The sequence below is a fragment of the Acidovorax sp. GW821-FHT09B03 genome, assembly GCF_059418305.1.
The window spans coordinates 23590-49768 of the sequence record NZ_JBWKPP010000025.1 but is presented as its reverse complement, the minus strand read 5'-3'; the positions used below and the strand labels follow the sequence as shown (position 1 = coordinate 49768).

At 67.4% G+C, this 26179-nt stretch carries 19 protein-coding genes; 13 read left to right on the top strand and 6 right to left on the bottom strand.

The features are described 5' to 3' along the window. The first annotated feature begins 40 nt into the window (after positions 1-40). The 4 genes from AC07PA_RS29540 to AC07PA_RS29525 all read left to right on the top strand — a co-directional run bounded on the left by AC07PA_RS29540 (position 41) and on the right by AC07PA_RS29525 (position 7115). On the top strand, positions 41-1612 hold the full coding sequence (locus AC07PA_RS29540; protein WP_494609629.1) for a bluetail domain-containing putative surface protein: 1572 nt from the start codon (positions 41-43) through the stop codon (positions 1610-1612). 120 nt (positions 1613-1732) lie between these two features. After that, on the top strand, positions 1733-3388 hold the full coding sequence (locus tag AC07PA_RS29535; RefSeq protein ID WP_494609630.1) for a bluetail domain-containing putative surface protein: 1656 nt from the start codon (positions 1733-1735) through the stop codon (positions 3386-3388). Positions 3389-3624: 236 nt separating this feature from the next. Then, a complete protein-coding gene (locus AC07PA_RS29530; protein WP_494655407.1) occupies positions 3625-5241 on the top strand; it encodes a bluetail domain-containing putative surface protein in 1617 nt (538 codons plus the stop codon). A gap of 197 nt (positions 5242-5438) precedes the next feature. Then, positions 5439-7115, top strand: a complete 1677-nt coding sequence (locus tag AC07PA_RS29525) for a bluetail domain-containing putative surface protein (protein WP_494609632.1) — start codon at positions 5439-5441, stop codon at positions 7113-7115. 803 nt (positions 7116-7918) lie between these two features. Here AC07PA_RS29525 and AC07PA_RS29520 read toward each other — a convergent pair. Genes AC07PA_RS29520 through AC07PA_RS29495 form a run of 6 tightly spaced genes read right to left on the bottom strand, consistent with a single transcriptional unit; the run spans position 7919 to position 13909 of the window. After that, positions 7919-9370: an aldehyde dehydrogenase gene (locus AC07PA_RS29520; protein WP_494609633.1), complete on the bottom strand. Its 1452-nt coding sequence runs from the start codon at positions 9368-9370 to the stop codon at positions 7919-7921. A 58-nt stretch (positions 9371-9428) separates the two neighbouring features. Further along, positions 9429-10139: an ABC transporter ATP-binding protein gene (locus AC07PA_RS29515; protein ID WP_494609634.1), complete on the bottom strand. Its 711-nt coding sequence runs from the start codon at positions 10137-10139 to the stop codon at positions 9429-9431. Further along, a complete protein-coding gene (locus AC07PA_RS29510) occupies positions 10136-10900 on the bottom strand; it encodes an ABC transporter ATP-binding protein (RefSeq protein WP_494609635.1) in 765 nt (254 codons plus the stop codon). The genes AC07PA_RS29515 and AC07PA_RS29510 overlap by 4 nt, the downstream gene beginning before the upstream one ends. Further along, a complete protein-coding gene (locus tag AC07PA_RS29505; protein ID WP_494609636.1) occupies positions 10893-11834 on the bottom strand; it encodes a branched-chain amino acid ABC transporter permease in 942 nt (313 codons plus the stop codon). Before AC07PA_RS29505 ends, AC07PA_RS29510 begins: the two co-directional genes overlap by 8 nt. Further along, entirely contained in the window at positions 11831-12709 is an 879-nt protein-coding gene (locus AC07PA_RS29500) for a branched-chain amino acid ABC transporter permease (protein ID WP_007857639.1), read from the bottom strand. The genes AC07PA_RS29505 and AC07PA_RS29500 overlap by 4 nt, the downstream gene beginning before the upstream one ends. Before the next feature lie 6 nt (positions 12710-12715). After that, entirely contained in the window at positions 12716-13909 is a 1194-nt protein-coding gene (locus AC07PA_RS29495; RefSeq protein WP_494609637.1) for an amino acid ABC transporter substrate-binding protein, read from the bottom strand. Positions 13910-14127: 218 nt separating this feature from the next. Here AC07PA_RS29495 and AC07PA_RS29490 point away from each other — a divergent pair, with 218 nt between their 5' ends. The 9 genes from AC07PA_RS29490 (at position 14128) to AC07PA_RS29450 (ending at position 26007) form a co-directional block, all read left to right on the top strand. Beyond that, positions 14128-15108 carry an AraC-like ligand-binding domain-containing protein gene (locus AC07PA_RS29490; protein WP_145695440.1) on the top strand — a complete coding sequence of 327 codons (981 nt, stop codon included), beginning with the start codon at positions 14128-14130 and terminating at the stop codon, positions 15106-15108. A 132-nt stretch (positions 15109-15240) separates the two neighbouring features. Beyond that, positions 15241-16671 (top strand): efflux transporter outer membrane subunit, encoded by a 1431-nt coding sequence (locus AC07PA_RS29485; protein WP_494609638.1) that lies wholly within the window; start codon positions 15241-15243, stop codon positions 16669-16671. A 148-nt stretch (positions 16672-16819) separates the two neighbouring features. Continuing rightward, positions 16820-18202, top strand: a complete 1383-nt coding sequence (locus AC07PA_RS29480) for an efflux RND transporter periplasmic adaptor subunit (RefSeq protein ID WP_494609639.1) — start codon at positions 16820-16822, stop codon at positions 18200-18202. After that, entirely contained in the window at positions 18199-18975 is a 777-nt protein-coding gene (locus AC07PA_RS29475; RefSeq protein WP_494609640.1) for an ABC transporter ATP-binding protein, read from the top strand. Before AC07PA_RS29480 ends, AC07PA_RS29475 begins: the two co-directional genes overlap by 4 nt. Next, positions 18975-20180 (top strand): ABC transporter permease, encoded by a 1206-nt coding sequence (locus AC07PA_RS29470; RefSeq protein WP_007857645.1) that lies wholly within the window; start codon positions 18975-18977, stop codon positions 20178-20180. The genes AC07PA_RS29475 and AC07PA_RS29470 overlap by 1 nt, the downstream gene beginning before the upstream one ends. Positions 20181-20553: 373 nt before the next feature. After that, complete coding sequence (nirB, locus tag AC07PA_RS29465) at positions 20554-23097, top strand: nitrite reductase large subunit NirB (protein WP_494609641.1); 2544 nt, start codon at positions 20554-20556, stop codon at positions 23095-23097. Positions 23098-23117: 20 nt separating this feature from the next. Beyond that, positions 23118-23477, top strand: a complete 360-nt coding sequence (nirD, locus tag AC07PA_RS29460) for a nitrite reductase small subunit NirD (RefSeq protein ID WP_007857647.1) — start codon at positions 23118-23120, stop codon at positions 23475-23477. A 61-nt stretch (positions 23478-23538) separates the two neighbouring features. Then, positions 23539-24852 (top strand): nitrate- and nitrite sensing domain-containing protein, encoded by a 1314-nt coding sequence (locus tag AC07PA_RS29455; RefSeq protein WP_494609642.1) that lies wholly within the window; start codon positions 23539-23541, stop codon positions 24850-24852. Positions 24853-25194: 342 nt separating this feature from the next. After that, positions 25195-26007, top strand: coding sequence for a formate/nitrite transporter family protein (locus AC07PA_RS29450; RefSeq protein WP_494609643.1), 813 nt, complete (start codon positions 25195-25197; stop codon positions 26005-26007). Positions 26008-26179: the final 172 nt, after the last annotated feature.

Here is a 26179-nt window from a genome sequence, read left to right as displayed (position 1 = left end):
CCCGTACTGCTCACCTGTTTGATTTTTTTGGAAGCTCTTGATGGCACAGACCTTTCTCGATGAACCCTATGTCGTCACGACGATTTTGAACCGGGTCTTCAACGACCAATCGCCTGCCCACGCGGTATACAACAACCAGGTGGCAAGGGCCACGTCGGTGGGCATCAACACTTTTGCCCTCTCTTTTGGCGCCAGCTTTACCAGCCTGACCGAGGACCAGTTGTCTACCAAGCTGCTTGGCAACCTGGGCTTGTTGCCGAATGCCGGCCTGCAGACTGCTTTGCGGGACTACCTGGTGTCCGTGGGCAAGGCCAGCGTGGGCGTCGTCGCCATGCAGCTCGGGCAGATCCTTTCGGGGCTGGAGCAGGCCACGGGTGACCAGGCAGCATTCAATGCCGCTGCCGTGGCATGGAACAAGGAGCTGGTGGATTCCTACAAATACTCCATCGACCCTTACGGCGTCATCGCAGGGCCTAACGTTCCTGTCACGGGCGTCACCCTTTCGCTGACGTCCGGCGACGATGCGATATCGCCTGCCGCGGCAGATGCCAGGTTCAAGACCACGGCCGACAAGGACACGATCCTGGCAAGCACCGCGGGCTTTCTCTCGACGGCGGATGTGATCGATGGCGCCGAGGGTCTCGATACCCTCAGGGCGACCCTTGCAGCCGCAAGCAAGGTCGCCCCTGGGTTGCGCAGCGTCGAGAAGGTTTACATCACCGCAGGCGCAGGGGCCGAATTGGGTGCCGGGGATACCGCCGGTCTGCAGGAACTGTGGGTCTATGCCGCAGAGGGTGCGGCCACATTCTCGGACGTGAAATTGGCCACCTCCGTCGGCATCCAGAACTCCGTCACGGGTGGTGTCCTGACCGTGAATTTCACCGGCGTCTCTGGCCCGATGGATTCGGCCAACATTGTGTTCGCCGATGCAGTGGGCCGTGACGAAATCGTCGTTGCCAATATTGAGCACCTGAACGTCTGGAGTAAGGCCGGCACGGTCGCCGCCACCACGGTCAACGGCGCCAAAATCAGTGCGGCCCAGGCGGAAAAAATCGTCATCCTGGGTGACCAGGCCCTGGTTAGCACCGTGACCGGTGCCAGGGTGTCCGTTGTCGACGCCTCGGCATTCAACTCGGCGCTGGACCTGGCGCTGGCCGGCACCGCAGGGGGCGTTGCCATCACCGCTAACGCCCAGGCCCGCCACAAGGTCACCCTGGGCGATGGGCCCGACACGCTGACCATCACCGGGCTGGCAGGTGCTGCGGCCAAGGACATCGATCTCGGCACGCCCGCCACGCTGGCCGCGTCAGCCATCGAGGTGAGGGGCTTTGCGAGTGGCACCAACGTGATCCGGTTGGATGCTGCGAAGGTCGCGGCGAAGGCGGTACCCGGCGCCGCAGAACTTGCCAGCATTGCTGCATCGGCTTCGTTGCTGGATGCAACGGCCCTGGCTGCCACCACGGCAGGCGCCAACAAGGCCATTGCCTTTCGCTACGGTGCGGACACCTACATCCTGGTCAGCGACGACGTGGCTGCACTGAATGCCAATGACAGCCTCATCAAGCTCAGCGGGTTGAGCACACTGGCGAACTCATCCTGGAGTGTCGCCTGACCCACCAATCAACCATTGCCGCTGTGTCGGCGTCTACGTCTGCGTAGCGGACCTTCCCTCTAAGCGCGACTGCGGTGGACCTTGTGATTTTATTGCCCCTCAAAGGGGCTGGAGCTTGAGATGGCCTTGCAACTTTCCAACAACCAGGCGGGTGTCCTGGCGCTGAACCGGGGGCTCAGCGACCGGTCGCCACACTACGACGCCTACAACAACATGCTTGCTGCTGCGCAAGAGAATGGGCTCGATGGATTTGCATTGCAGTGGGGCAGCGGGTACAGCGGTTGGTCGGAAGATCTGATGTCCACCCGGTTGCTGACCAATCTAGGACTGCTGCCAAATGCTGGCCTGCAGTCCGCGTTGAGGGACTACCTGGTCGTCGTGGGCAAGACCAACGTGGGCATTGTCGCCGTGCAATTGGGGAGCATACTTTCGGGGCTGGAAGGCGCCACAGGCGACCTAGCCATCTATGCGGCCGCAGCGATGCGATGGAACAGCGAACTTGCTGCTTCGCATGCCTATTCCAGCAACCCCGCAAACGGAATGGGACCTATCGGAAATCCCTACTTCAATGTGGGTACAGGCACCACGCTGACATTGACCAACGGCGTGGATGTCCTGAGCGGCACCTTGTATGACGACGTTTTTCTGGCTCCTGCACCTGGGCTGCTGGGCTCCCCGGACATACTCAACGGTGGGGGGGATGGCGGACGCGGGGACATCCTCATGGCCACGCTGGGTGGGGGTGAGGCCGTGGCGCCCAAGCTCTATGGCATTGAAAGGGTCATCATCACCGCAGGCGAATCCGCCCAGTTCAGTTCTGCCAATGCGACCGACATCAGGATGTTGTGGGGGGATGGGGCTACGCGCCCAGCCACGTTTGCAGACGTCAGCCTGAACACCACCGTGGGCGTGCAGAACTCCCTGTCCGGCGGACCGCTCACCGTGAAGTTCGCGGGCGCCTCCGGCACCCTGGACTCCGCCAGCATCGTGTTGGCCGATGCGACGGGACTCGACGAGGTGATCGCGCCGGGCATCGAGCTACTGTTGGTCCGTAGCTCTGCCGGCAATGTGGCAACCACCACCAACAACACCGCCAGGATCACGGCCGATGCTGCCGAGGAAATACGGATCTGGGGTGACCAGGCGCTGAGCACCACCGTGACCGGCTCCCATGTGGAGGTCATCAATGCAACCGGGCTGACAGGGGCCCTGGACCTGGCGTTCACCACCACGGGAAGCACGCCGGTGGGCATCATCGGTGGCACTGCGGGCGACCGGATCAACGTCAACGAGGCTTCCGGTGGCAGAGTGGCCATTGACGCGGGTGCTGGTGACGATACCGTCATTGTCGGAGCCGCCAATGCCCACGAGGTCACCCTGGGCCGTGGAAGCGACACGTTGACGATTGTGGGTTTGGCGGGCGCCACCGCCCGCGATCTGGACACCAGTTCGGACGCTGCGCTGGGTCGGTCGTTCATTCGCGTGACGGATTTCGAAAGCGGGGTCGATCTAATCCGTCTGTTCGGTTCTGACTCGACGGCCAAGGCAGCCCCTGCTCCTGCGCAACTGGCCGGCATTGCGGCGGCGTCCTCGCTGCTGGACGCAACGGCCCTGGCCGCCGCCACGGCAGGTGCCAACAAGGCCATCGCTTTCCGCTACGGTGCCGACACTTACATCCTGGTGAACGATGGCGCCGCTGCGCTGGGTGCCAATGACAGCCTGGTCAAGCTCACAGGCGTGGCCACGTTGGCCGATGCTTCATGGACTTCGGCCTGATCGGGGGCCAAAGGGCTTCGGCTGCGCAACGCGATCTTTTGTGCCTGGGTTGCCGGCTTTTCTCGCTGTTCCAGCCCTCACCCTGTGAGCGGAGGCAGCTTTGGTTTCAAAAAGTTTCTTTGTGACCTCCGCCACACCTTGCTGGCAGGGCGCACATTAGGCTCACAAAGCTCACCACAACACCACGGGAGGAATGGATGCCTGTCCAAGTTTCCGGCACGTATGCCGACGTCACCATGCTGAACAAGGTGTTCAGCGACCAGTCCCCTTCGCACAATGTCTATGTCAACCAGGTGGCGGCGGTTGAACCTATCGGCATAACTGCCTTTGCCCTGCGGTTCGGCGCCGGCTTTACCGGGCTGACCGAGGATGCGCTGTCCACCAAGCTTCTGGGCAACCTGGGCGTGCTGCCCAATGATGGTTTGCAGACCGCCTTGCGGGACTATCTGGTGTCTGTCGGCAAGGCCAATGTGGGCATCGTGGCCCTTCAACTGGGGCAAATCCTTTCCGGACTGGAAAACGCCACTGGCGATCAGGCCACGTACGCGGCGGCTGCGGTGAAGTGGAATGAGGACATCTTCTCCTCGCACATCTATTCGAACAACCCGGCGAATTTCCCGCCGGCAATGCCGATAGGGGTCGGTCTCGCGGGTGTTACCTTGGCGCTGACCATGAGCGATGACTCCATCTCGCCTTCTGCCGCACTGGCCACGCTCAGGTCGACGGACTATAGGGACGCCATTGTGGCCACCACTGCGGGCCTGCTGTCCAGTGGTGACTTCATCGATGGCGGTATGGGGGGTGACGCGCTCAAGGCCACGCTGGCGGCCGATGCGACCGTCGCGCCGATGCTGCAGAACGTCGAACAGGTGTTCCTCCAGGCAGGCGCCCATTCGAAATTCATGGCGACCCACTCGACCGGCATCACGGAGCTGTGGCGAGAGGCCGCAGCAGGTCCCGCCGAGTTCCATGGCGTGGATCTGGCCACCACCGTCGGTATCCGCGACTCCGGCAGTGGCGGCGCACTGAACGTGGTTTTTGCGGGTGCCGGTGGCAGCGCAGACTCTGCGCAGCTGGCGTTCCTAGGTGCCGCTGGCGATGATGAGGTGATCGTGGATGCCATTGAGAACCTGATCATCAGGAGCCAGAAGTTCGGCACAGCCAATACGGTCAAGATCACAGCCAACGCAGCTGAAAAGGTCTCCATCATGGGTGACCAGGCCTTGATGACCACCGTGACGGGGGCCCATGTCTCAGTGATCGACGCTTCTGCTTTCACGGGTGCGCTGACCCTGGCGTTTGCGCCCGCAGGCCTGACGGCGGCCGCCATCACCGGCGGCACGCGTGGTGACATCTTCACCATCAACGACGCATCAGGGGCACGGGTTGTTGTTGAGGCAGGCCATGGCGCCGACACCATCTCCATCGGTGCCCACAACGCTCACCTGATCTCCCTGGGTGTGGGTGCCGACACGCTGAATATCAGTGGGTTGGCTGGCGCAGCAGCCAAGGACATCGATATCGGCACCTCGGCCACGCTGGCTGCTTCGGCCATGGAGGTACGGGACTTCGCAAGTGGCACCGATGAGATCCGGCTGACTGGCGCAGCCTCGACGACCAAGTCTGCTCCCGGCGGTGCAGAGCTGGCCAGCATTGCCGCAGCCCCTTCGCTGCTGGAGGCAGCGGTCCTGGCTGCTACCACGGCAGGTGCCAACAAGGCCATCGCCTTCCGCTACGGTGACGACACATACATCCTGGTGAACGATGGCGTCGCTGCGCTGGGTGCCAATGACAGCCTGGTCAAGCTCACAGGCGTGGCCACGTTGGCCGATGCTTCATGGACTTCAGCCTGATCGGGTGCCAAAGGGCTTCGGCTGCGCAACGCGATCTTTTGTGCCTGGGTTGCCGGCTTTTCTCGCTGTTCCAGCCCTGACTCTGTGAGCGGAGGCAGCTTTGGTTTCAAAAAGTTTCCTTGTGACCGCTGCCACACCTTGCTGGCGGGGCGCACCTTAGGCTCACAGGGTTCACTACAACATCAAGGGAGGAATGGATGCCTGTCCAAGTTTCCGGCACTTATGCCGACGTCACCATGCTGAACCGGGCGTTCAACGACCAGTCTCCCGTGAACGCTGTCTATGTCAACCAGGTGGCGGCGGTCGAGCCCATCGGCATCACGGCCTTTGCCCAGCGGTTCGGTGCCGGCTTTACTGCGCTGACCGAGGATGCGCTGTCCACCAAGCTGCTGATGAACCTGGGCGTGCTGCCCAATGCGTGCTTGCAGACTGCCTTGCGGGACTATCTTGTGTCTGTCGGCAAGGCCAATGTGGGCATCGTTGCACTGCAGTTGGGGCGCATCCTCTCGGGGCTTGAAAACGCCACCGGTGACCAGTCCGTCTATGCGGCGGCCGCGGTGAAGTGGAACGACGAAGTGACGGCCTCGCACGCGTATTCGAGCAACCCCGCGAATTCCGGGCCGATAGTGTCGCCCGGGCCCGATCTCCCTGTGGGTGTGACGCTGTCGCTCACCGCGGAAGCGGACGCTATATCGCCTTCGGCTGCGCAGGCCAAGTTCAAGACAACAGCCTATAACGACACCATTGTGGCAACCACCGCCGGCTTCCTGTCCAGCGCCGACTCCATCGATGGCGCAGGCGGGGTCGACACGCTCAGGGCCACGCTGGCCGCTGGTGCGACGGTGGCATCCACGCTGCAGAGTGTGGAAAAAGTGTTCATCCAGGTGGGAGCAAACTCGAAATTCGGGGTGTCCGGCGCAACCGGCATCACGGAGCTGTGGCGCGAGTCCGCAGCAGGTCCTGCCGAGTTTGATGGCGTGGACCTGGCCACCACCGTCGGTATCCGCAACATCAGTGGTAGCGGTGGCAGTGGCGCACTGACGGTGGTGTTTGCGGGTGCCCATGGCGGCGCAGATTCTGCGAACCTGGTGCTTTTAAGAGCCGCTGGCGATGACGAAGTGATCGTGGACGCCATCGAGAACCTGAACGTCACCAGCCAGAAAATCAGCTCGTTGGTTGGGGCCGCCAATGTGGCGAAGATCACCGCCAACGCGGCTGAAAAGATCGTCATCACCGGGGAACAGGCCTTGACGACCACCGTGACGGGCGCCCATGTCTCGGTGATCGATGCCTCGGCGCTCACCGGCGCGCTGTCCCTGACGTTCGCCACCACGCTGACGGCCGTCACCATCACGGGTGGCAAGGGGGCGGACACCTTCGTCATCAACGACGCTTCTGGCGCCCAGGTGATCGTTGCGGCGGGCGAGGGTGATGACACGATCACCATCGGTGCCGGCAACGCCCATAGGATCACGCTCGGCGGCGGCGCGGATACGCTGAACCTCACCGGCCTGGCGGGTGCCGCCGCCAAGGATCTGGACACGAGTTTCTCCGCCGGGCTGGGCTGGTCTGCCATCGTGGTGACCGACTTCGTGAGCGGTACCGACAGGCTGGTGTTGGCGGCCGAGACTGCGACGGCGAAGGCGACACCGACCAGCCTGCAGCTGGCTGGCATTTCCGATTCATCGTCCCTGCTGGATGCCGCAGCTCTGGCAGCCACCACGGCGGGCGCCAACAAGGCCATCGCCTTTCGTTATGGGGCCGACACCTACATCCTGGTGAATGACAGCGTGGCGGCGCTGGGTGTGAACGACAGCCTGGTCAAGCTCAGTGGTGTGTCTGCGCTGGCGGATGCTTCTTGGATCGTTGCTTGACGGAGGGCCAGGCCTCTGGTGTTTGTGGTTGCTGCATGCTTGTGCGTAGTGCGGGAGCCGGGATGTGCGCCCGGCGGCGCACCCACCTTCTTTTGCGTCGCCAAAAGAAGGTGGGCCAAGAAAAGGCGACCCCGCTGTCTGCGTCACTTCGCTTCGCTACGGGCAACCTGCGATGCTCGGATCTGGGGTGGGCGTCGATGAACTCCCTGCGCTGCCTCTGCGAGGCAGCTCCGGTCAAACAGCATCGACGAGCCAGAAGACGAAGTGCATGTGTCCTTCGGCACATGCACCCACCCCAGCTCCTGCGCTTCTCGGCGCAGCCAGAAGGGGTGGGGAGCGGGTACCACCCGGCTGCTGCTTCGCAGCTGCGCCTGGGGTCGGTTCGCGCCACGCGCTGCCGACACGCTGGGCGATCGCTTTGGCGAGCCGGGCGCAGCGAAGGACCACAGGCCGAGCGAAGCAATGGCCCGTGTTGGTATCAACCCCTTTCTGACCGTGCCGAGAAGCGCAGGAGCTGGGGTGGCGGGTGTGCCGCAGGACACACACGCTTCGTCATCTGACTCGCCGCAGATGTCTGAGCGGAGTTCGAAGAACGAAGCGAGTTGCGAGGCGCACCCCAGCTTCGAGCATCGCAGGCTGCCCCCTCGCCCCCGGGCGAGGGGGACACGGGCAGCGGGGTCGTCTTTTCTTGGCCTACCTTCTTTTGACGAAGCAAAAGAAGGTAGGTGCGCCGCCGGGCGCATATCCCGGCCTCCGCCCTCAAAGCAGGCACGCCTCCAGAAGCAGACCAGCCGAGAAGAAACTCAGAACGGATAGTGCCGAGCCGAAGTCTGCACCGTAATCCACCGCAACTCCGTGAACTCCCGCACCCCAGCCATCCCGCCAAACCGCCCCCACCCTGAATTCTTCACCCCGCCAAACGGCATCTGCCCCTCGTCGTGCACGGTAGGTCCGTTGACATGGCAGATCCCCGACTCGATGCGCGCAGCCACGTTCCAGGCACGGGCCACATCGCGGCCGAAGACGGCGGCGGACAGACCGAACTCGTTGTCGTTGGCGCAGGCCACCGCTTCCTCGACCCCGTTCACGCGCACGATGGGCTTGAGCGGGCCGAAGGACTCCTCGCGGTAGATGTCCATCGCGGGCGTCACGTGGTCCAGGATGGTGGCAGCCATCAGCGTGTTCTCGCTCTTGCCGCCGCAGACCAGCTTGGCACCCTTGGCCAGGGCGTCGTCGATCAGGGCGTTGCAGCGCTGCACGGTGGCCATGTCCACCACCGAGCCGAGCACCACCGGGCCCTTGCGCGGGTCGCCCAGCGGCAGCGCCTGGGCGCGCGCTGCGAAGCGGGCCACGAAGTCGTTGGCGATGGAGGCGTCCACCACGATGCGCTCGGTGGACATGCAGATCTGGCCCGAGTTGGCGAACGAGCCGAAGATGGCGGCATCCACGGCCGCATCCACGTCGGCATCGTCGAGCACCACCAGCGGGGCCTTGCCGCCGAGCTCCAGCACCGTGGGCTTGAGGTACTTGGCGCAGGTCTGCGCGACGATGCGGCCGACCTTGGTCGAGCCCGTGAAGTTCACGCGGCGCACGGCCGGGTGGGCCACGATGGCCTCGACCACGGCGCCGGCATCGGCCGGGGCATTGGTCACGAAATTCACCACGCCCGGGGGCAGGCCGGCCTCCTGCAGGGCCTCGATGATCAGGCCGTGCGTGGCGGGGCTCAGTTCCGACCCCTTGAGGATCACCGTGTTGCCGCAGGCCAGCGGCGTGGCGATGGCGCGCACGCCGAGGATGATGGGCGCGTTCCACGGTGCGATGCCCAGCACCACGCCCGCGGCCTGGCGCACGCCCATGGCCAGGCTGCCGGGCACGTCGGACGGGATCACCTCGCCGGCGATCTGCGTGGTCAGGGCCGCGGCCTCCTGCAGCAGGCCGGCGGCCAGGTGCACGTTGAAGCCGGCCCACAGGCCCGAGGCGCCGGTCTCGGCCGCCATGGCGGCGGCAAAGGCCTCGCCCTTGGCTTCCAGCGCCGTGGCGGCCTTGAGCAGCAGCGCACGGCGCGCATTGGGCCCCAGGGCCGACCAGGCCGGGAAGGCCTTGGCCGCAGCGTCGGCGGCGGCCTTGGCATCGGCCACCGTGGCGGCAGGCGCGGTGGTGGCCACGGAGCCGTCGAGCGGGTTGCGGCGCTCGAAGGTGGCGCCGCCTGCGGCCTGCACGCGCTCGCCGTTGATCAGCATGGAAATGGCAGTCATGGAATGTCTCCTGGATGAATAGGAAGGAAAAGTCGGATGGGGATGGGGTGTGGGACGTTCAGGCAACGCCCAGGTAGGCCTGGCGCACGGCGTCGGACTGCAGCAGCGCGGCGGCATCGCCCGAGGCCACGATGCGCCCGCGCTCCAGCACATAGCCGCGCTGGGCCACCTGCAGCGCCTTGCGCACGTTCTGCTCCACCATGAGCACGGTGACGCCCTGCGCCGCGATGCGCTGCACGATGGCCAGCAGCTCGTCCACCATGCGCGGTGCCAGGCCCAGCGAAGGCTCGTCCAGCATCAACAGGCGCGGGCCGCTCATCATGGCGCGGGCCACGGCCACCATCTGCTGCTCGCCACCGCTCATGGTGCCGGCCAGTTGCTGGGCACGCTCCTTGAGGCGCGGAAAGTCCTCGAAGGCCTGGGCCAGGCGCTCGGCGCGCACGCGCGAGGGCACCAGCCAGCCGCCGAGTTCCAGGTTCTCGGTCACCGTCATCTGCGGGAACAGCTGGCGGCCCTCGGCCACCAGGGCCAGGCCGCGCTGCACGCAGGCGGTCGCATTGAGGGCCGGCACGGCCTGGCCGTCGAGCTGCACCGTGCCCTGGCGCGGCAGCAGGCCGGCCAGGGCCTTGAGCAGCGTGGTCTTGCCGGCGCCGTTGGGGCCGACGATCACCGTGATGCCGGGCTGGGCCTCGAGCGACAGGTCCTGCAGCACCTGAAAGCCGTTGTAGCCCGTGACCAGCCCTTGTACCGTGAGGTGTGCGCCGCTCATGCCGTGGCTCCTTCGGGTGTTGTCTGGGTGCCCATCTCATCGCCCAGGTAGGCCTCGATCACCTCCGGGTTGCGTACCACCTCGGAGGGTGTGCCATCGGCGATCTTGCGGCCCTGGTGCAGCACCAGCACGCGCTCCACGTACTTGAGCAGCGTGGTCACCGCATGCTCGATCCACACCACCGTGAGGCCCCAGTCATCGCGCAGGCGGCGGATGCGCTGGGCCATGGCATCGACCTCGGCCTCGGTCAGGCCGGCGGCCACCTCGTCAAGCAGCAAGAGGCGCGGGCGCGTGCCCAGGGCCATGCCGATCTCCAGCAGGCGCTGCTGCGAGGGCGTCACATCGGCCGCGGGCCGCTCGGCCAGGGCCGACAGGCCCAGCATGGCCAGGATCTCGTCTTCGCTGCGCAGGCCCACGGGCCCCTGGCGGTGGCGGCCCGCGAACTGCATGCCGAAGCGCACGTTGTCGCGCACCGTCATGTCCGGGAACACGCGCGGCGTCTGGAAGGTGCGCGCAATGCCATGGGCCGCATAGTGGTGCGGCCCCTTGCCGGTCAGGTTGTCGGCATCGCAGTGCAGCATGCCCGAGGTCGGTGGCTGCACGCCCGAGATGGCGTTGAAGAACGTGGTCTTGCCCGCGCCGTTGGGGCCGATGATGCCGATGAGCTCGCCGGCATGCAGCGTGGCGCTCACGCCGTCCACGGCGGTCAGCCCGCCAAAGCGCACGGTCACGCTGTCGATGGTCAGCAGGGCTTCAGACATGGCCGGCCTCCGTTGCAGGCGTGGCCGCCCGCTTGCGCTGCCACAGCGTGGCCAGCCCGTTGGGCAGGTACATCACGCACAGGATCAGCAGCAGGCCCAGCACCATCATGTAGCCATAGGGCAGCTGCAGGCGCAGCGTCTCGGCCAGCAGGCTGAAGACGATGGCCGCGAGCACCGGCCCGCCGATGCTGGCCGCGCCGCCGATCAGCGCGATCAGCACCGTCTGGAAGCCGATGAAGGGGCTGAACACGGCGGCCGGCTCGATGTAGGTCCAGCGCACGGCCATGGCCGCGCCCACGGCGCCTGCAAACGCGGCCGTGATGCCGAAGCCCGCGATCTTGGCCAGGCGCGTATCCACGCCCAGGGTCTGGGCGCGCTGCTCGTCCGCGCCGATGCCTGCAAGCGCCAGACCAAAGCGGCTGCGCTTTACAGCAATCGACGTGGCAATGGCCGCCGCCGCGATCAGCAGCACCGTGAGGTACACCGTCTCGTTGCTGGGCACCACTGTGAGCACGCGGCCCACGGTGCCCGAGACCTGCTTTTCGACAAAGGTCACTGCGTGGCGGATCAGCTCCGTCATGCCGAAGGTCAGCACCGCAAAGTAGGTGCCGCGCAGGTGCAGCACCGCCGCACCCATGACCACGGCCACCACGGCGGCGATCAGCGCGCCGGCCACGATCACCAGCGGCCAGGGCAGCACTTCCAGCAGCGTGGCGCTGGCATAGGCCCCGATGCCGAAGAAGGCCGATGTGGCCAGCGAGAGGTAGCGCGTGGCGCCGCAGAACAGCGACCAGCTGGTGGCCAGCGCGATGTACATCAGGCAGCTGAGCAGCACCGAGGCCACGAACTCGGACACCAGCCAGGGCAGGGTGCCGACCACGGCCGTTCCCATGGCGAGCGCCAGCCAGGGCTTGTTGGAATGCAGAGATTTCATTTTTTGGAGAAGAGTCCGTTGGGGCGCCAGATCAGCACGCCGATGAACACCGCATAGCTCAGCAGCATCTTGAGAGACGGGCTGCTGAAGTGCATGCCCAGGGCCTCGACCACACCCAGCAGCAGGCCGCCGGCCAGGCTGCCCGCCAGGCTGCCGAAGCCGCCCAGCGTGATCACGATCAGCGCCGTCACGGTATAGGGCTCGCCCATCGAGGGAGAGATCTCGTAGGTCATCGACAGCAGGGCCCCCGCCACGCCCGACAGGCCCAGGCCAATGCCGAACATCATGGGGTGCAGGCGCCGGGTGTTGATGCCCACCAGCTGCGCCCCCGTGGGCGACTGCATCAGCGCCCGCACGGCCTTGCCCAGCAAGGTGAGCTTGAGCAGCGCGATCAGCGCGGCCGACAGCGCCAGCGCCACGCCGAACAGTACCAGCTTGTTCTCGGTGAAGCGCATGCCCGCCACTTGCACCGGGTCGGCCAGGTACTCGTAGCCACGCAGGTCGCCACCCCAGATCAAGAGGGCGGTGTTCTGCACCAGGAACATCAGGCCGAAGCCCACCATCAGGCTGCGCGCCTCGAACACGTCCACGTTCGGCGCGCGCGCCGCCAGGCGCTTGAAGCACAGCGCATGCACCGCCACCCCCAGCACGAACAGCGCGATGAAGGCGATGGGCATCAGCAGCAGCGGCGACCAGCCCCAGGCGGTGTGCGCCCACCAGGTGATGAAGGCGCCGAGCATCAGGAACTCGCCATGCGAGATGTTCATGATGCGCATCAGCCCGTATTGCAGGTTCAGGCCCATGGCCACCAGCGCATAGATGCCGCCGGTAATGAGGCCACTGGCGACCAGTTCGGCCCAGGAGGTCAGGGACATTCCGTGTTACTTCCAGGCAGGCTTGTTGGTGTTCAATTGCGCCGTGGCGCGGTCCTTGGGCCAGACCACCTCGAAGTCGCTGCCCTGCCACTGGCTCACGGTGCCGGGGATGGAGGCGTTCTCGCTGCCCGCAAAGCGGATGCCGCCCAGGATGGTCTTGAACTCGTTCTTGGCGATGTGCTCGCGCAGCGCCTTGCGGTCCAGGCCCACCTTCTCCACGGCCTGCTGCAGGATCTGCAGGCCTGCCCAGGCATGGCCGCTGGCCCAGCGGTCGGGCTCCTTGTTGAACTTCTTCACGTGGGCGTCGAAATAGGCCTTGGCCTCGGGGCTGGTCTTCACGCTCCACGAGCCCATGCCGATCACGCCCTCGGTGTTGGCCTGCATCACGTTCTTGTACAGCTGGAAGGCCGTGCCCACCGAGGCGTAGAAGAACTTGGGGTTCAGCCCCACCTCGCGCGCCTGGCGGCTGGCCAGGATGGTGTCGGGCGGGTAGGTGATGCCGATGAAGGCGTCGGGGTTCTGGTCCTTGATGCCGCGCAGCACGGGCGCCAGGTCCTTCACGCCCAGCGGGTAGCTCTTGCGCTCCACCACCTGGATGCTGGTCTTCTTGAGCGCGTTGTTCAGCGCCGCGAAGTTTTCGAGGCCAAACAGGTCGTCCATGTAGACGATGGCCACCGACTTCACGCCGTTGGCCACCAGCATGTCCACCAGCGCGCCCATCATCTTGTCGGGCTGCTGCAGCAGGGAGAAGAAGTAGGGCAGGTTCATGTCGATCAGCTTGCGCGACAGCGCCGTGGGCGCCAGCAGCGGGTAGCCGAAGCGGTTGGCCAGCGGTGCGATGGCGAAGTTGGCGCCCGATCCCCAGGGCGGCAGGATCAGGTCCACCTTGTCGCTGCCCATGAGCTTCTCGAAGGTGCGCACGCAGGTCTCGGTCTCGCTGCGGTCGTCGTAGCCGATGAGCTCGATGGGGCGCTTGGCGCCCTTGATGGCCAGGCCGCCGGCCGCGTTCACCTGCTCGGCCCAGAGCAGGTAGTTGGGCTCCTGGCTGACCTGCGCGCCCGCCGCCCAGGGGCCCGTGCGGGCGATGGCGTAGCCCACGCGCACGGGGCCCGACTGGGCCAGCAGGTGCGGGGCGACCGACATGGCGCCCACCGTGGCGGCCATGCCCTTGATCCATTGGCGTTTGGATTGTTGAACCATTTTTCTGTCTCCTCGGATGGGCGGCCCGCGCAGCGCAGGCCGTTGACCGATCGTAGGCAGGGGCGCCCGGGCCTGCTGTGCTGAGCGTGCACAAAACGCTGGTCCCAGCGTGCACGGCGCAGCGGGTTTACCCGGATTTCCGTGCTGCGCCGGGGAATAGGGCTGCGCCGGATAATCCGGGGCATACCGGCGGCGCCAGCTGCTGTACTGGAGACACCATGGCCCACCCCCTGACCGAGGTATCCACCGATACCGTGGCACCGCGCGACCGCCTGCACCTGTGGGGCGACGCGGTGTGGCGGCTCATCGGCGGGCTGGAGTCGGATGCCTTCGGCGACGAGGCCTTCGCGGGCCACATCACCTCGGGGCAGGCCGGCTACGTCAACCTGTGCCAGCTCGACGTGAGCCGCCACCGCGTGGTGCGCACCCCCAGCCTGATCCGCGGCAGCGACCGGGCCTACATCAAGGTGGTGGCACAGCTCGAAGGGCGTGCCTGCTTCGAGCAGAACGGCCGCCAGGTCTGGCTGTCCCCGGGCGAATGGAGCGTGTACGACACCACGCGCGCCTACGCGGTGAGCAACCCCGAGGCCGTGCGCCAGATGGTGCTCATGATCCCCAAGGAGCAGATGCCCGAGCGCCGGCTGCGGCTCGACGACCTCATGGTGCAGCGCTTCTCGGGCACCAGCGGCGTTTCGCGCCTGGCCTGGGACACCATGCGCGCTGCCTTCACCGAGTTGCCCACCATGTCCGACGCTGCCGCAGACGGTGTGGCCGACGTGATCACGCACCTGGTGCAGCTGTCGCTGCTGGAGCGCAACGGCCAGCACAGCGCCGTGTCGCAGCGCGAGGCCCTGCGCGACCGCATCGGCCAGTACATCGACCGCCACCTGGCCGACCCGGACCTCACCATCGACCGCATCGCCCAGGCGCTCAACTGCAGCCGCCGCCACCTGTACAACGCCATGACCGACGATGGCGACACCCTGGCCGCCACCATCCAGCAGCGCCGCCTCGAAGCCTGCCTGCGCGAGCTGCGCCACCCTGGCCATGCGCACCGCTCGGTGACGGACATCGCCATCTCCTGGGGCTTTCGCAACAGCGGCCATTTCAGCCGGGTGTTCAAGGCCCACACGGGCTGCAGCCCGAGCGAGTACCGGGCGCGGGCATCGCTGCCGGCGCCCGAACTGCAGGCGCATTGAAGAGACCGTTCCCTGCCGGGCAGAGGACATCGTGCACTGCAGCAATTCTTTACATGGGGTTGACGCGTTGGCTAACTTTGCGAAGGGTGGGGTCCGCACAATAGGGCCATCAACCCGGAGCCAACCCCTTCCATGCGCCCTTCCTCCCCGCGTTCCCTGAGCCGCCAGCGCAACTGCCGCCATGCCCTGCGCTGGCCGGTACTGGCCCTGGCTGCGGCCCTGGCCGGCTGCGCCAGCATGGCCCCGCAGGATGCGCGCCTGCCCGACACGCCCGTGCCCACCACCTGGTCCGCCGGCACCACGGCCGCCCCCGGCAGCACGGCCACCTCGCTCGCCCAGTGGTGGCAGCGCCTGGGCGATGCCCAGCTGACCGCGCTGGTCGAGCAGGCCCTGGCGGCCAATACCAGCGTGCGCACGGCCCAGGCCGCGCTGCGGCAGGCCCGTGCCCAGGTCGATGTGCAGGCCGCCGGCCTGGCGCCCCAGGTGGGTGCCTCGGCCTCGGCGCAGCGCAGCCGCTCGGGCAACAGCGGCACGGGCAACAATTTCCAGCTGGGCTTCGATGCGAGCTGGGAGCCCGATGTGTTTGGCCGCGTGCGCGCCGGGGTCAACGCCAGCGAAGCCGATGCCCGCGCCGCCGAGGCCAGCCTGGCCGACGTGCAGGTGTCGCTGGCCGCCGAGGTGGCCGTGAACTACATCGAGCTGCGCAGCCTGCAGCAGCGCCTGGTGATCGCGCGCAGCAACCTGGCCAGCCAGGGCGAGACGCTGCAGATCACGCAGTGGCGCCTGCAGGCCGGCCTCACCACCTCGCTCGTGGCCGAGCAGGCGCGTGCGGCGTCCGAGCAGACCGCCGCCCAGATCCCCGCGCTCGAAGCCAGCCTGGCCCAGTCGCGCCACAGCCTGGCCGTGCTGACCGGGCAGGCGCCGGCCGCGCTCGATGCGCAACTGGCGGCCAGCGCCGCCGTGCCCCAGCCCGGTGATGAGCTGGCCATGGCGATACCGGCCGAAACCCTGCGCCAGCGCCCCGACGTGCGCGCGGCCGAGCAGCGCATCACCGCGGCGCTGGCCCGCGTCTCGCAGGCCGACGCGGCGCGCTACCCGGACTTCGGCATCAGCGGCTCGGTGGGCCTGCGCGCCCTCACGCTGGGAGCGCTCAGCGGCGGCAGCGCCGTGGCCGCATCGCTGCTGGGCAGCGTCTCGGTGCCGCTGCTCGATGGCGGTGCCGCGCGCGCCCAGGTGCGGGCGCAGGAGGCCGGCCTGGAGCAGGCGCGCATCGCCTACCAGGCGGCCGTGCTCACGGCGCTCAAGGACGTGGAAGACGCACTCGTGTCCCTGCGCGGCAACCGCGAGCGCCTGGTGCGCCTGCGCTCCGCCGCCGATGCCGCCGGCAATGCCGAACTGCTCGCGCGCCAGCGCTACAGCAGCGGGCTGATCGACTTCCAGGCGGTGCTGGAGACCCAGCGCACGCTGCTGTCCACGCAGGAGGGCGTGGCCACCACGGTGGCCAGCCTGTCCGCCGACCATGTGCGCCTGTACAAGGCGCTCGGCGGCGGCTGGCAGCCCTGACTGAGCCCTTATTCCATCCACAGCCACCTGGAGGTCGCGGCGCACACGGCGCACGGACACCTGGCAGCCAAAGGCCATCGACCCCGCGCACGGCCTGTGCACCGGTGGTGCCGCCCCTCTTTTCCTGTCTTTTCCCGAGCCCATCGCCATGACCGACAACACCAAGGAACCGCAGCCCGGCGCTGCCACCCCCGGGGCCCGTGCCCCGGCCGACCTGCAGGCCCTGCTGGGCGGCGAGAAGCCGCGCCGCTGGTACCGGCGCACCGCGCTGTGGCTGGGCGTGGCGGCCCTGGCGCTGGCAGGCGGCGGCATCTACGCCTGGCAGCTGCAAAAGCAGGCCAGCGCCGCGCCGGTCTACGTGACCGAAGAGGTGAAGACGGGTGACCTCACGCTCTCGGTATCGGCCAATGGCACGCTGCAGCCCACGCGGCTGGTGACCATCGGCAGCGAGCTCTCGGGCACGGTGCGCCAGGTGATGGTGGACGTGAACGAGAAGGTCAAGAAAGGCCAGGTGCTGGTGGAACTCGACACTGCCAAGCTCGATGCGCAGGTGCTGCGCTCGCGCGCTTCGCTGGCGTCCGCGCAGGCGCGGCAGGCACAGGCCGCAGCCACCACCAAGGAGGCGCTGGCGGGCCTCGGGCGCCTGGAAGAGGTCGCGCGCCTGTCGGGCGGCAAGGTGCCCTCGGCGGCTGAACTGGACACCGGCCGCGCCACGCTGGACCGCGCCCGCGCCGACGAGGCCAGCGCCCGCGCCAGCGTGGACGATGCGCGTGCGGCGCTGTCCACCGACGAGACCAGCCTGTCCAAGGCCTCCATCCGCTCGCCCATCGATGGCGTGGTGCTCACCCGAACGGTGGAGCCCGGCAACGCCGTGGCCGCATCGCTGCAGGCCGTGACCCTGTTCACCGTGGCCGAGGACCTCACGCGCCTGCGCCTGGACGTGAGCGTGGACGAGGCCGACGTGGGCTCGCTGCAGGTCGGGCAGAAGGCTAGCTTCACGGTCAGCGCCTTCCCCTCGCGGCGCTACCCGGCCGCGGTCACGCGCGTGTCCTTCGGCTCCACCAAGACCGACAACGTGGTCACCTACGTCACCTGGCTGGAGGTGGACAACCGCGACATGAGCCTGCGCCCCGGCATGACGGCGGCCTCCACCATCACCTCCACCGAGCGCAAGGACGTGCTGCTGGTGCCCAACACCGCGCTGCGCTTCACGCCGGCGCAGGCGGGCGCGGCCGCTGGCGGCGGCAAGCCCGCGGCGGCGCAGCAGGGCGGCGGCATCATGGGGCAGCTCATGCCGCGCATGCCACGCCCGGGTGGCCAGGGTGGGCGTCGCCCCGCAGGCGGCGGTGCGCCGGGCGAGGACGCCGCATCGAAGATGAAGCAGGTCTGGGTGCTCAAGGACGGCGCGCCGCAGGCCCTGAAGGTGCGCGTGGGCATCAGCGACGGCCGCATGACCGAGGTGACGGGCGAGGGCATCGCCCCCGGCATGGCGGTGATCACCGACCAGCGCAGCAACGGGGCCGCGCGATGACGGCCACCCACCGCATGGACAGCACGGGCGACGACACGGCGCTGATCCGCCTGCGCGGCGTCACCAAGGTCTATGGTGAAGGCGCGCTCGCCTTCCAGGCGCTCAAGGGCGTGGACCTGGACATCGCCCAGGGCGACTTCGTGGCCATCATGGGCCCCAGCGGTTCGGGCAAGTCCACGGCCATGAACACCCTCGGGTGCCTGGACCGGCCCACCACGGGCGACTACCTGTTCAAGGGCGTGCATGTGGAGGCGCTGCAGCGCGACGAGCGCGCGCGGCTGCGCCGGCGCTACTTCGGCTTCGTCTTCCAGGGCTTCAACCTGCTGGCGCGCACCTCCGCGCAGGAGAACGTCGAGCTGCCGCTGCTGTACCGTGGCGAGCCCGCAGCGGCGCGCCATGCGGCGGCCGCGAAGGCGCTGGCCGCCGTGGGCCTCAAGGGCTGGGAGCACCACACGCCGGCCGAGCTCTCGGGCGGGCAGCAGCAGCGCGTGGCGATCGCGCGCGCCATCGTCACCGAGCCGGCCGTGCTGCTGGCCGACGAGCCCACCGGCAACCTCGACACCCAGCGCAGCCACGAGATCATGCAGCTGCTGTGGCGCCTGAACGTGGACCTGGGCATCACCGTGCTCATGGTCACGCACGAGGGCGACATGGCCGAGTACGCACGGCGCATCGTGCGCTTCGTCGATGGCGTGGTGGGCAGCGACGAGCCGAATCCGCACCCACGCGGCCTGGCCGCTCACGGTGCGGTGCTGCCGGCGGAGGTGCACTGATGTTCCTCAGTTCCATCCTGCTGGCGCTGCGCTCCATCCGGCGCAACCTCATGCGCTCGTTCCTGACCATCCTGGGCATCGTGATCGGCGTGAGCGCGGTGATCACCATGGTCACGCTGGGCAATGGCGCCACGGTGTCCATTCAGAACCAGATATCGGGCCTGGGCACCAACCTGCTGCAGGTGCGCCCGGGGCAGCGCATGGGCCCGGGCGGCGGCACTGGTGCCGCGGCCTTCAAGGACACCGACGCCGATGCCATTGCCCAGCAGATCGGCGGCATCCTGGCCGTGGCGCCCGAATCGCGCGCGGCCGCCACCGTGGTGGCCGGCGGGCGCAACTGGTCCACCAGCATCATCGGCAGCACCAACGCCTGGCTGCAGACGGGCAACTGGACGCTGCGCATCGGCCGCGCATTCAGCGACGACGAACTGCGCGCCGGTGCCGCCGTCTGCGTGATCGGCGAGACGGTGCGGCGCGAGCTCTACGGCACGCGCGACGCCGTGGGCGAGCAGCTGCGCGTGAAGGCCTTCTCGTGCGAGGTGGTGGGCGTGCTGGCCTCCAAGGGGCAGGGCGCCTTCGGCAACGACCAGGACGACACCGTGCTGGTGCCGCTGCGCACCCTGCAGCGCCGCGTGACGGGCAACACCCGCGTGAACACCCTGCTGGTGTCGATGAAGGACGGCAGCGAACCCGAGCGCGTGAAGGCCAGCCTGACCCAGCTGCTGCGCGAGCTGCGCAAGCTCTCCGATACCGACGAGGACAACTTCAACGTGCTCGACACCAAGCAGCTGGGCGAGGCACTGTCGGGCACCACCAAGGTCATGACCACGCTGCTCGGGGCGGTGGCGGCCGTGAGCCTGCTGGTGGGCGGCATCGGCATCATGAACATCATGCTGGTCAGCGTGACCGAGCGCACCCGCGAGATCGGGCTGCGCCTGGCCATCGGCGCGCTTGAGCGCGAGGTGCTGCTGCAGTTCCTGGTCGAGGCGGTGGTGCTGGCCGCGCTGGGCGGGCTCATCGGCATCGTGCTGGCCACGGCCGCGTCGCTGGGGCTGTCGGTGCTGATGGGCGTGCCCTACCTGTTCAACCCGGGCGTGAACCTGCTGTCCTTCGTGTTCTCGGCCGGCATCGGCGTGGTGTTCGGCTACTTCCCCGCGCGCCGGGCCGCGCGCATGGACCCCATCGACGCCCTGCGCCACGAGTGAGGCGCCTCCCCGGTGCCCAGGCACCGGGGCAGGGCGGGGGCTTGCCAGGGGCCCGCCCCAAATTGGTGACATGCTGCACCGCAGCGAGGCGCCCAGGGGACAAAGCCCGAACGGGTGGCGACGAACCCCCTTCAAAAGCCGGGCACGCTTATTGCTGAACACTGGCTGTCCGCCGGTAAAGCTGCCTGCGCACTGATAAACAACCCCTCCGCTAATGATGGCGGAACACCCGGGCAAGCCGCAGCGTCGCAGCGGGCTGCCTGGTAGTTCCAACCCACGCCCGTGGTTCCGCGGAGGGTGCGTTGTGCCGCAAGGCACGGCACATCCTGCACCCCTTGATGCGGTTCCCCGGGTTCTTGCAGGATGAGCAAGCATGAAAATCGTTCTCATTGGCCACGGCATGGTCGGCCACAAGTTCCTCGAAAGCCTGGCCGAGACCGGCATGACCGGCGTCGAAGTCACCGTGCTGTGCGAGGAGCCGCGCCCCGCCTACGACCGGGTGCACCTGTCGGCCTTCTTCAGCGGTACTTCGGCCGACGAGCTCTCCCTGGTCGAGCCCGGCTTCTTCGAGCGCACCGGCTACACGCTGCGCCTGGCGGCGCGGGCCGCATCGGTGGACCGCCGCATCCGCACCGTGACCACGGTGGACGGCGAAGTGCTCCACTACGACAAGCTGGTGCTGGCCACCGGCTCCAACCCCTTCGTGCCCCAGGTGCCGGGGCGCGACCGCGACCACTGCTTCGTCTACCGCACCATCGAAGACCTGGAGGCCATGCAGGCCTCGGGCGCCAAATCCAAGACCGGCGTGGTCGTGGGTGGCGGCCTGTTGGGCCTGGAATGCGCCAAGGCACTGAGCGACATGGGTCTTGAAACCCACGTGGTCGAGTTCGCCCCCCGGCTCATGGCCGTGCAGGTGGACGAGGGCGGCGGCCGCGTTCTGCGGGCCAAGATCGAGGAGCTGGGCGTGCAGGTGCACACCGGCCGGAATACGCAGGAGATCACCGATGGCGCCCGTGCGCGCCACCGCATGGTGTTTGCCGACGGCACCTACCTGGAAACCGACATGATCGTGTTCTCCGCCGGCATCCGCCCGCGCGACGAACTGGCGCGCCAGAGTCTGCTGGCCATCGGCCCGCGCGGTGGCGTGGCCATCGACAGTGCCTGCCGCACCAGCGACCACGATGTCTACGCCATCGGCGAATGCGCCTCGTGGAACGAGCAGACCTTCGGCCTGGTGGCCCCCGGCTACGACATGGCGCGCGTGGCGGCCCGCCACATCGCGGGCGAGACCGACGCGGCCTTCGTCGGTGCCGACATGAGCACCAAGCTCAAGCTCATGGGCGTGGACGTGGCCAGCATCGGCGACGCGCATGCGAAAACGCCGCACAGCCGCACCTGCCAGTACGTGGACGAGCGCCGCCAGGTCTACAAGAAGATCGTCATCAGCGAAGACGGCAAGCAGCTGCTGGGCGCCGTGCTGATCGGCGACGCCACCGAGTACGGCACGCTGCTGCAGATGGCCCTGAACGGCATCACGCTGCCCGAGGACCCCGAGTTCCTGATCTTCCCGTCCAGCGACGGCAAGGCCAAGCCCGGCCTGGGCGTGGACGCCCTGCCCGACACGGCACAGATCTGCTCGTGCAACAACGTCACCAAGGCCGGCATCTGCGAGGCCGTGGGCAACGGTGCCTGCACCATCGCCGAGATGAAGGCCTGCACCAAGGCCGGTGCCACCTGCGGCGGCTGCGTGCCCCTGGTCACCCAGGTCATGAAGGCCGAGATGGCGCGCCGCGGCATGGCCGTGAACAACCACATCTGCGAGCACTTCGCGTACTCGCGCCAGGAGATCTACCACCTGGTGCGCGTGGGCAACATCAGGAGCTTTGGCGAACTGCTGGCCCAGCATGGCAAGGGCATGGGCTGCGACATCTGCAAGCCCGTGGCGGCCAGCGTGTTCGCCTCGTGCTGGAACGAGTTCGTGCTCAAGAAGGAGCTGGCCGGCCTGCAGGACAGCAATGACTACTACCTGGGCAACATCCAGAAGGACGGCACCTACTCGGTGGTGCCGCGCATGCCCGGTGGCGAGGTCACGCCCGACGGCCTGATCGCCGTGGGCCAGGTGGCCAAGAAGTACGGCCTGTACACCAAGGTCACCGGCGGTGCGCGGGTGGACATGTTCGGTGCGCGCCTGGAGCAGCTGCCCCTGATCTGGGAGGAGCTGATCACCGCCGGGTTCGAGTCCGGCCATGCCTACGGCAAGTCGCTGCGCACGGTCAAGAGCTGCGTGGGCTCGACCTGGTGCCGCTATGGCGTGGGCGATAGCGTGGGCCTGGCCGTGGAGCTGGAGAACCGCTACAAGGGCCTGCGTGCCCCGCACAAGATCAAGTTCGGCGTCTCGGGCTGCACGCGCGAATGCGCCGAGGCGCAGGGCAAGGACATCGGCATCATCGCCACCGAAAAGGGCTGGAACCTCTACATCTGCGGCAACGGCGGCATGAAGCCGCGCCATGCCGAGCTGTTCGCCTCCGACCTGTCCAAGGAAGACCTGGTGCGCATGATCGACCGGGTGCTGATGTTCTACGTGCGCACGGCCGACCGGCTGCAGCGCACCAGCACCTGGCGCGAGAACCTAGAGGGCGGCCTCGACTACCTCAAGGATGTCCTGCAAAAGGACAGCCTGGGCCTGTGCGCCGAGCTCGAATCGCAGATGCAGCACGTGGTGGCCACCTACCAGTGCGAGTGGAAGACCGCCGTGACCGACCCCGAGACGCGCAAGCGCTTCCGCTCGTTCGTGAACAGCGACAAGGCCGACGAGAACGTGCTCTTCGTCGAGGAACGCGGCCAGATCCGCCCCGCACGCGCAGAGGAACGTGGCCAGACCCCTGCCAAGGTCATCCCCATCCACCAGGCCGCTTGAAGAAGAAGGACGAGGACAACATGAGCGCACTCCCCATGAACAGCAGCACCGACCCCCTTGCCTGGACCGACATCTGCGCGGTCGACGACATCCTGCCCAGCACCGGCGTCTGCGCCCTGGTGGCCGACCGCCATGTGGCCGTGTTCCGCACCGGCAGCGACCAGTTCTTCGCCATCGACAACGTGGACCCCAAGTCGGGCGCCAGCGTGCTCTCGCGCGGGCTGATCGGCAACCTGGGCGAGCGCGTCGTGGTCGCCTCGCCGCTGTACAAGAACCATTTCGACCTGCGCACCGGCGAATGCCTGGAGGCGCCCGAGCATTCGGTGCAGGCGCACGGCGTGCGCGCCGAGGGCGGGCGCATCAGCGTGGCCGTCGCCTGAATGCCCTGGGCGGTGTCCGGCGGGGTTAGCATCTGCGTATCCTGAATCCCGGAGTCACTGCATGCCCGATCTGGCCGCCGCGCCCCTGTCCGTTTCCAGTCTCGTGCTGCGCTCGCGCCAGCTCGAGATCGATGCGGTGCGCCACCTTGCCAGCCGGGCCGCGCTGGTGGACGTGGTCGGGCAGTTGATCGAGGGGCTGCAGCGCGAGCGTGGCGCTTCGGGCGTCTACCTGGCCTCCAAGGCCCAGCGCTTCGCCGACCTGCGGGGTCGCATCGTGCAGGAGGTCGTGGCGCTGGAGGCCCAACTGCGCGGGGAATTCGCCCAGCATGTCGAGCCTGCGCAGGGCGCCACAGCCAAGGCCCTGTCGCTGATGGCCTGGGCCCTGCTGGGCCTCGATGCGCTGCCTGCCTTGCGCAGCCAGATCGACAAGCAGGCGATGACCGCCCACGATTCGATTGCCGCGTTCAGCCACCTGATCGCCGGGCTGGTCGAGCTGGTCTTCCACGTGGCCGATGCGGCCGGGCTGCCCAGCGTCTCGCGCCAGCTCGTGGCCCTGGTGCACCTGGTGCAGGCGCAGGAAGAGGCGGGGCAGGAACGTGCCATGGGCGCGCTGCTGTTCGCCTCAGGCCAGGGCAGCGACGCCCACCAGCAGCGCGTGCTGCACCTGATCGATGCCCAGGAACGCAGCCTGCGCGCCTTTGCCGAGTTTGCCGATGTGGCGCTGCGCACCCGCTGGGAGCAGCAGCAACTGGCCCCCGGCATGGCCCAGCTGGAGCGGCTGCGGCGCACGCTGTGCGTGGTGCGGCCGGGTGCGGCGCTGGACAGCAACCTCAGCGACGCCTGGTTCGACGTGTGCACCGAGCGCATCACGGCCCTGTGGCAGTTGCAGGTGGACCTTGTGCAGCGCCTGCGCGAGGACTGCTCCGCGCACATCGTGCAGGCCCAGCAGGACCTGCAGGACTCCAAGGGCCTGTTGCGCGGCCTGCGCGACAACCCGCCGCAGCGCACGCACGCGGTGGACCGCTTCTTCGACATCGCCATCGCGCCGACCGCGGTGGAGCAGTCGGCAGCGGGAGCGCAGGGGGCCGAATCGGCCTCGCTGCTGGAGCTGCTGCAGGCCCAGTCGGCGCGCATGGCCAGCATGGAAGCCGAGCTCGAGGCGGCGCGCCGCACGCTCAATGAGCGCAAGGTGATCGAGCGCGCCAAGGGCGTGCTGATGGCGCGCCTGGGCATGAACGAGGAAGTCGCCTTCCGCGTGCTGCAAAAGACCTCGATGGACCAGAACCGCCGCCTGCTCGATGTGGCCGAGGCCACGCTGTCCCTGCCGGACCTGGCATTCGCCCACCCCGACCGCAAGGGCGACAAGCCCGCCTGACCCAGGCTGGTGCCCGGCCTGCACTGATGTGAGGCCGACGCCGCACCATGCCCCGTGAGCGTGCACGGTTTGTGGGAATTTCCCCGGCCTGGGCTGCCCCAACGAGGGTACGGAACTTGCAAGGAGGGTGGTGGAGGGCGGGCTGACGGTGGCCTGCCTGCCATCTGTCTGCGGCTCGCCGCAGGCACAGGAATCGCGCTTCCAAGGATAACGGCGTCCCTTGCGTCCCCCAGGTGTCTGGGGGGGCAGCGGACGCCGTTTTTCTTTGTCTTCTTCCTGGCGCGCTTCCTGGGGTGCATCACCCCGAGGCGCCTGTCCGTTCCCTGTTCCAAAGGAATTTCAATGGCCTACCTCGCCCCCGCCGAGTTCGTGACCAAGATGGTCGATTCCGGTGAATCCAAGCTCCTGATGTCTACCCGCGACACGCTGATCCGCTCCTTCATGGCCGGTGCCATGCTGGCACTGGGCGCCGCCTTCGCCGTCACCGTCACGGTGAACACCGGCAACGCGCTGCTGGGCGCGCTGCTCTTTCCGGGCTGCTTCATCCTGCTGTACCTGCTGGGGTATGACCTGCTGACCGGTGTCTTCACCCTGGCCCCGCTGGCCGTGCTCGACAAGCGTCCTGGCGCCACCTGGGGTGGCGTCTTTCGCAACTGGACGCTGGTGTTCTGCGGCAACTTCGCGGGTGCCTTCATGGTGGCGGTGTTCATGGCCATCATCTTCACCTTCGGGTTCAGCGAGGCGCCCAACGCCGTCGGCGTGAAGATCGGCCACATCGGCGAGGGCCGCACGGTGGGTTACTCCGCACACGGCGCCGCCGGCATGCTGACCCTGTTCATCCGCGGCGTGATGTGCAACTGGATGGTGTCCACCGGCGTGGTGGCGGCCATGATGTCCACATCGGTGTCGGGCAAGGCCATCGGCATGTGGATTCCCATCGCCCTGTTCTTCTACATGGGTTTCGAGCACAGCATCGTCAACATGTTCCTGTTCCCTTCGGGCCTGCTGCTGGGTGGCAACTTCACGGTCATGGACTACCTGGTCTGGAATGAAATCCCCACCGTGATCGGCAACCTGGTGGGCGGCCTGACCTTCGTGGGCGCGATGCTGTACTCCACGCACTACAAGACCGCCCCCAAGCGCAAGATCGCCTAAAGACGAGGCTGAACGGGTCCCTCACGCGCCGCGCACCCTGCTTTGGGCGGTCTCGGCGCAAGCAAATGCTCGCCATAGCACGGGCTATGGCTGCGCTTTGCGCCTAGCATCCCATCCCAAATCAGGGCACGCGCCATCGTGAAGACCCATTCATCCTCGCCTTCCTGCCTGC

What these genes read in the sequence shown, in the direction of transcription:
- AC07PA_RS29540 (WP_494609629.1), top strand. Translation starts at nt 41, where the DNA reads ATGGCACAGACCTTTCTCGATGAACCCTATGTCGTCACGACGATTTTG.
- AC07PA_RS29535 (WP_494609630.1), top strand. Translation starts at nt 1,733, where the DNA reads ATGGCCTTGCAACTTTCCAACAACCAGGCGGGTGTCCTGGCGCTGAAC.
- AC07PA_RS29530 (WP_494655407.1), top strand. Translation starts at nt 3,625, where the DNA reads ATGCTGAACAAGGTGTTCAGCGACCAGTCCCCTTCGCACAATGTCTAT.
- AC07PA_RS29525 (WP_494609632.1), top strand. Translation starts at nt 5,439, where the DNA reads ATGCCTGTCCAAGTTTCCGGCACTTATGCCGACGTCACCATGCTGAAC.
- AC07PA_RS29520 (WP_494609633.1), bottom strand. Translation starts at nt 9,370, where the DNA reads ATGACTGCCATTTCCATGCTGATCAACGGCGAGCGCGTGCAGGCCGCA.
- AC07PA_RS29515 (WP_494609634.1), bottom strand. Translation starts at nt 10,139, where the DNA reads ATGAGCGGCGCACACCTCACGGTACAAGGGCTGGTCACGGGCTACAAC.
- AC07PA_RS29510 (WP_494609635.1), bottom strand. Translation starts at nt 10,900, where the DNA reads ATGTCTGAAGCCCTGCTGACCATCGACAGCGTGACCGTGCGCTTTGGC.
- AC07PA_RS29505 (WP_494609636.1), bottom strand. Translation starts at nt 11,834, where the DNA reads ATGAAATCTCTGCATTCCAACAAGCCCTGGCTGGCGCTCGCCATGGGA.
- AC07PA_RS29500 (WP_007857639.1), bottom strand. Translation starts at nt 12,709, where the DNA reads ATGTCCCTGACCTCCTGGGCCGAACTGGTCGCCAGTGGCCTCATTACC.
- AC07PA_RS29495 (WP_494609637.1), bottom strand. Translation starts at nt 13,909, where the DNA reads ATGGTTCAACAATCCAAACGCCAATGGATCAAGGGCATGGCCGCCACG.
- AC07PA_RS29490 (WP_145695440.1), top strand. Translation starts at nt 14,128, where the DNA reads ATGGCCCACCCCCTGACCGAGGTATCCACCGATACCGTGGCACCGCGC.
- AC07PA_RS29485 (WP_494609638.1), top strand. Translation starts at nt 15,241, where the DNA reads ATGCGCCCTTCCTCCCCGCGTTCCCTGAGCCGCCAGCGCAACTGCCGC.
- AC07PA_RS29480 (WP_494609639.1), top strand. Translation starts at nt 16,820, where the DNA reads ATGACCGACAACACCAAGGAACCGCAGCCCGGCGCTGCCACCCCCGGG.
- AC07PA_RS29475 (WP_494609640.1), top strand. Translation starts at nt 18,199, where the DNA reads ATGACGGCCACCCACCGCATGGACAGCACGGGCGACGACACGGCGCTG.
- AC07PA_RS29470 (WP_007857645.1), top strand. Translation starts at nt 18,975, where the DNA reads ATGTTCCTCAGTTCCATCCTGCTGGCGCTGCGCTCCATCCGGCGCAAC.
- nirB (WP_494609641.1), top strand. Translation starts at nt 20,554, where the DNA reads ATGAAAATCGTTCTCATTGGCCACGGCATGGTCGGCCACAAGTTCCTC.
- nirD (WP_007857647.1), top strand. Translation starts at nt 23,118, where the DNA reads ATGAGCGCACTCCCCATGAACAGCAGCACCGACCCCCTTGCCTGGACC.
- AC07PA_RS29455 (WP_494609642.1), top strand. Translation starts at nt 23,539, where the DNA reads ATGCCCGATCTGGCCGCCGCGCCCCTGTCCGTTTCCAGTCTCGTGCTG.
- AC07PA_RS29450 (WP_494609643.1), top strand. Translation starts at nt 25,195, where the DNA reads ATGGCCTACCTCGCCCCCGCCGAGTTCGTGACCAAGATGGTCGATTCC.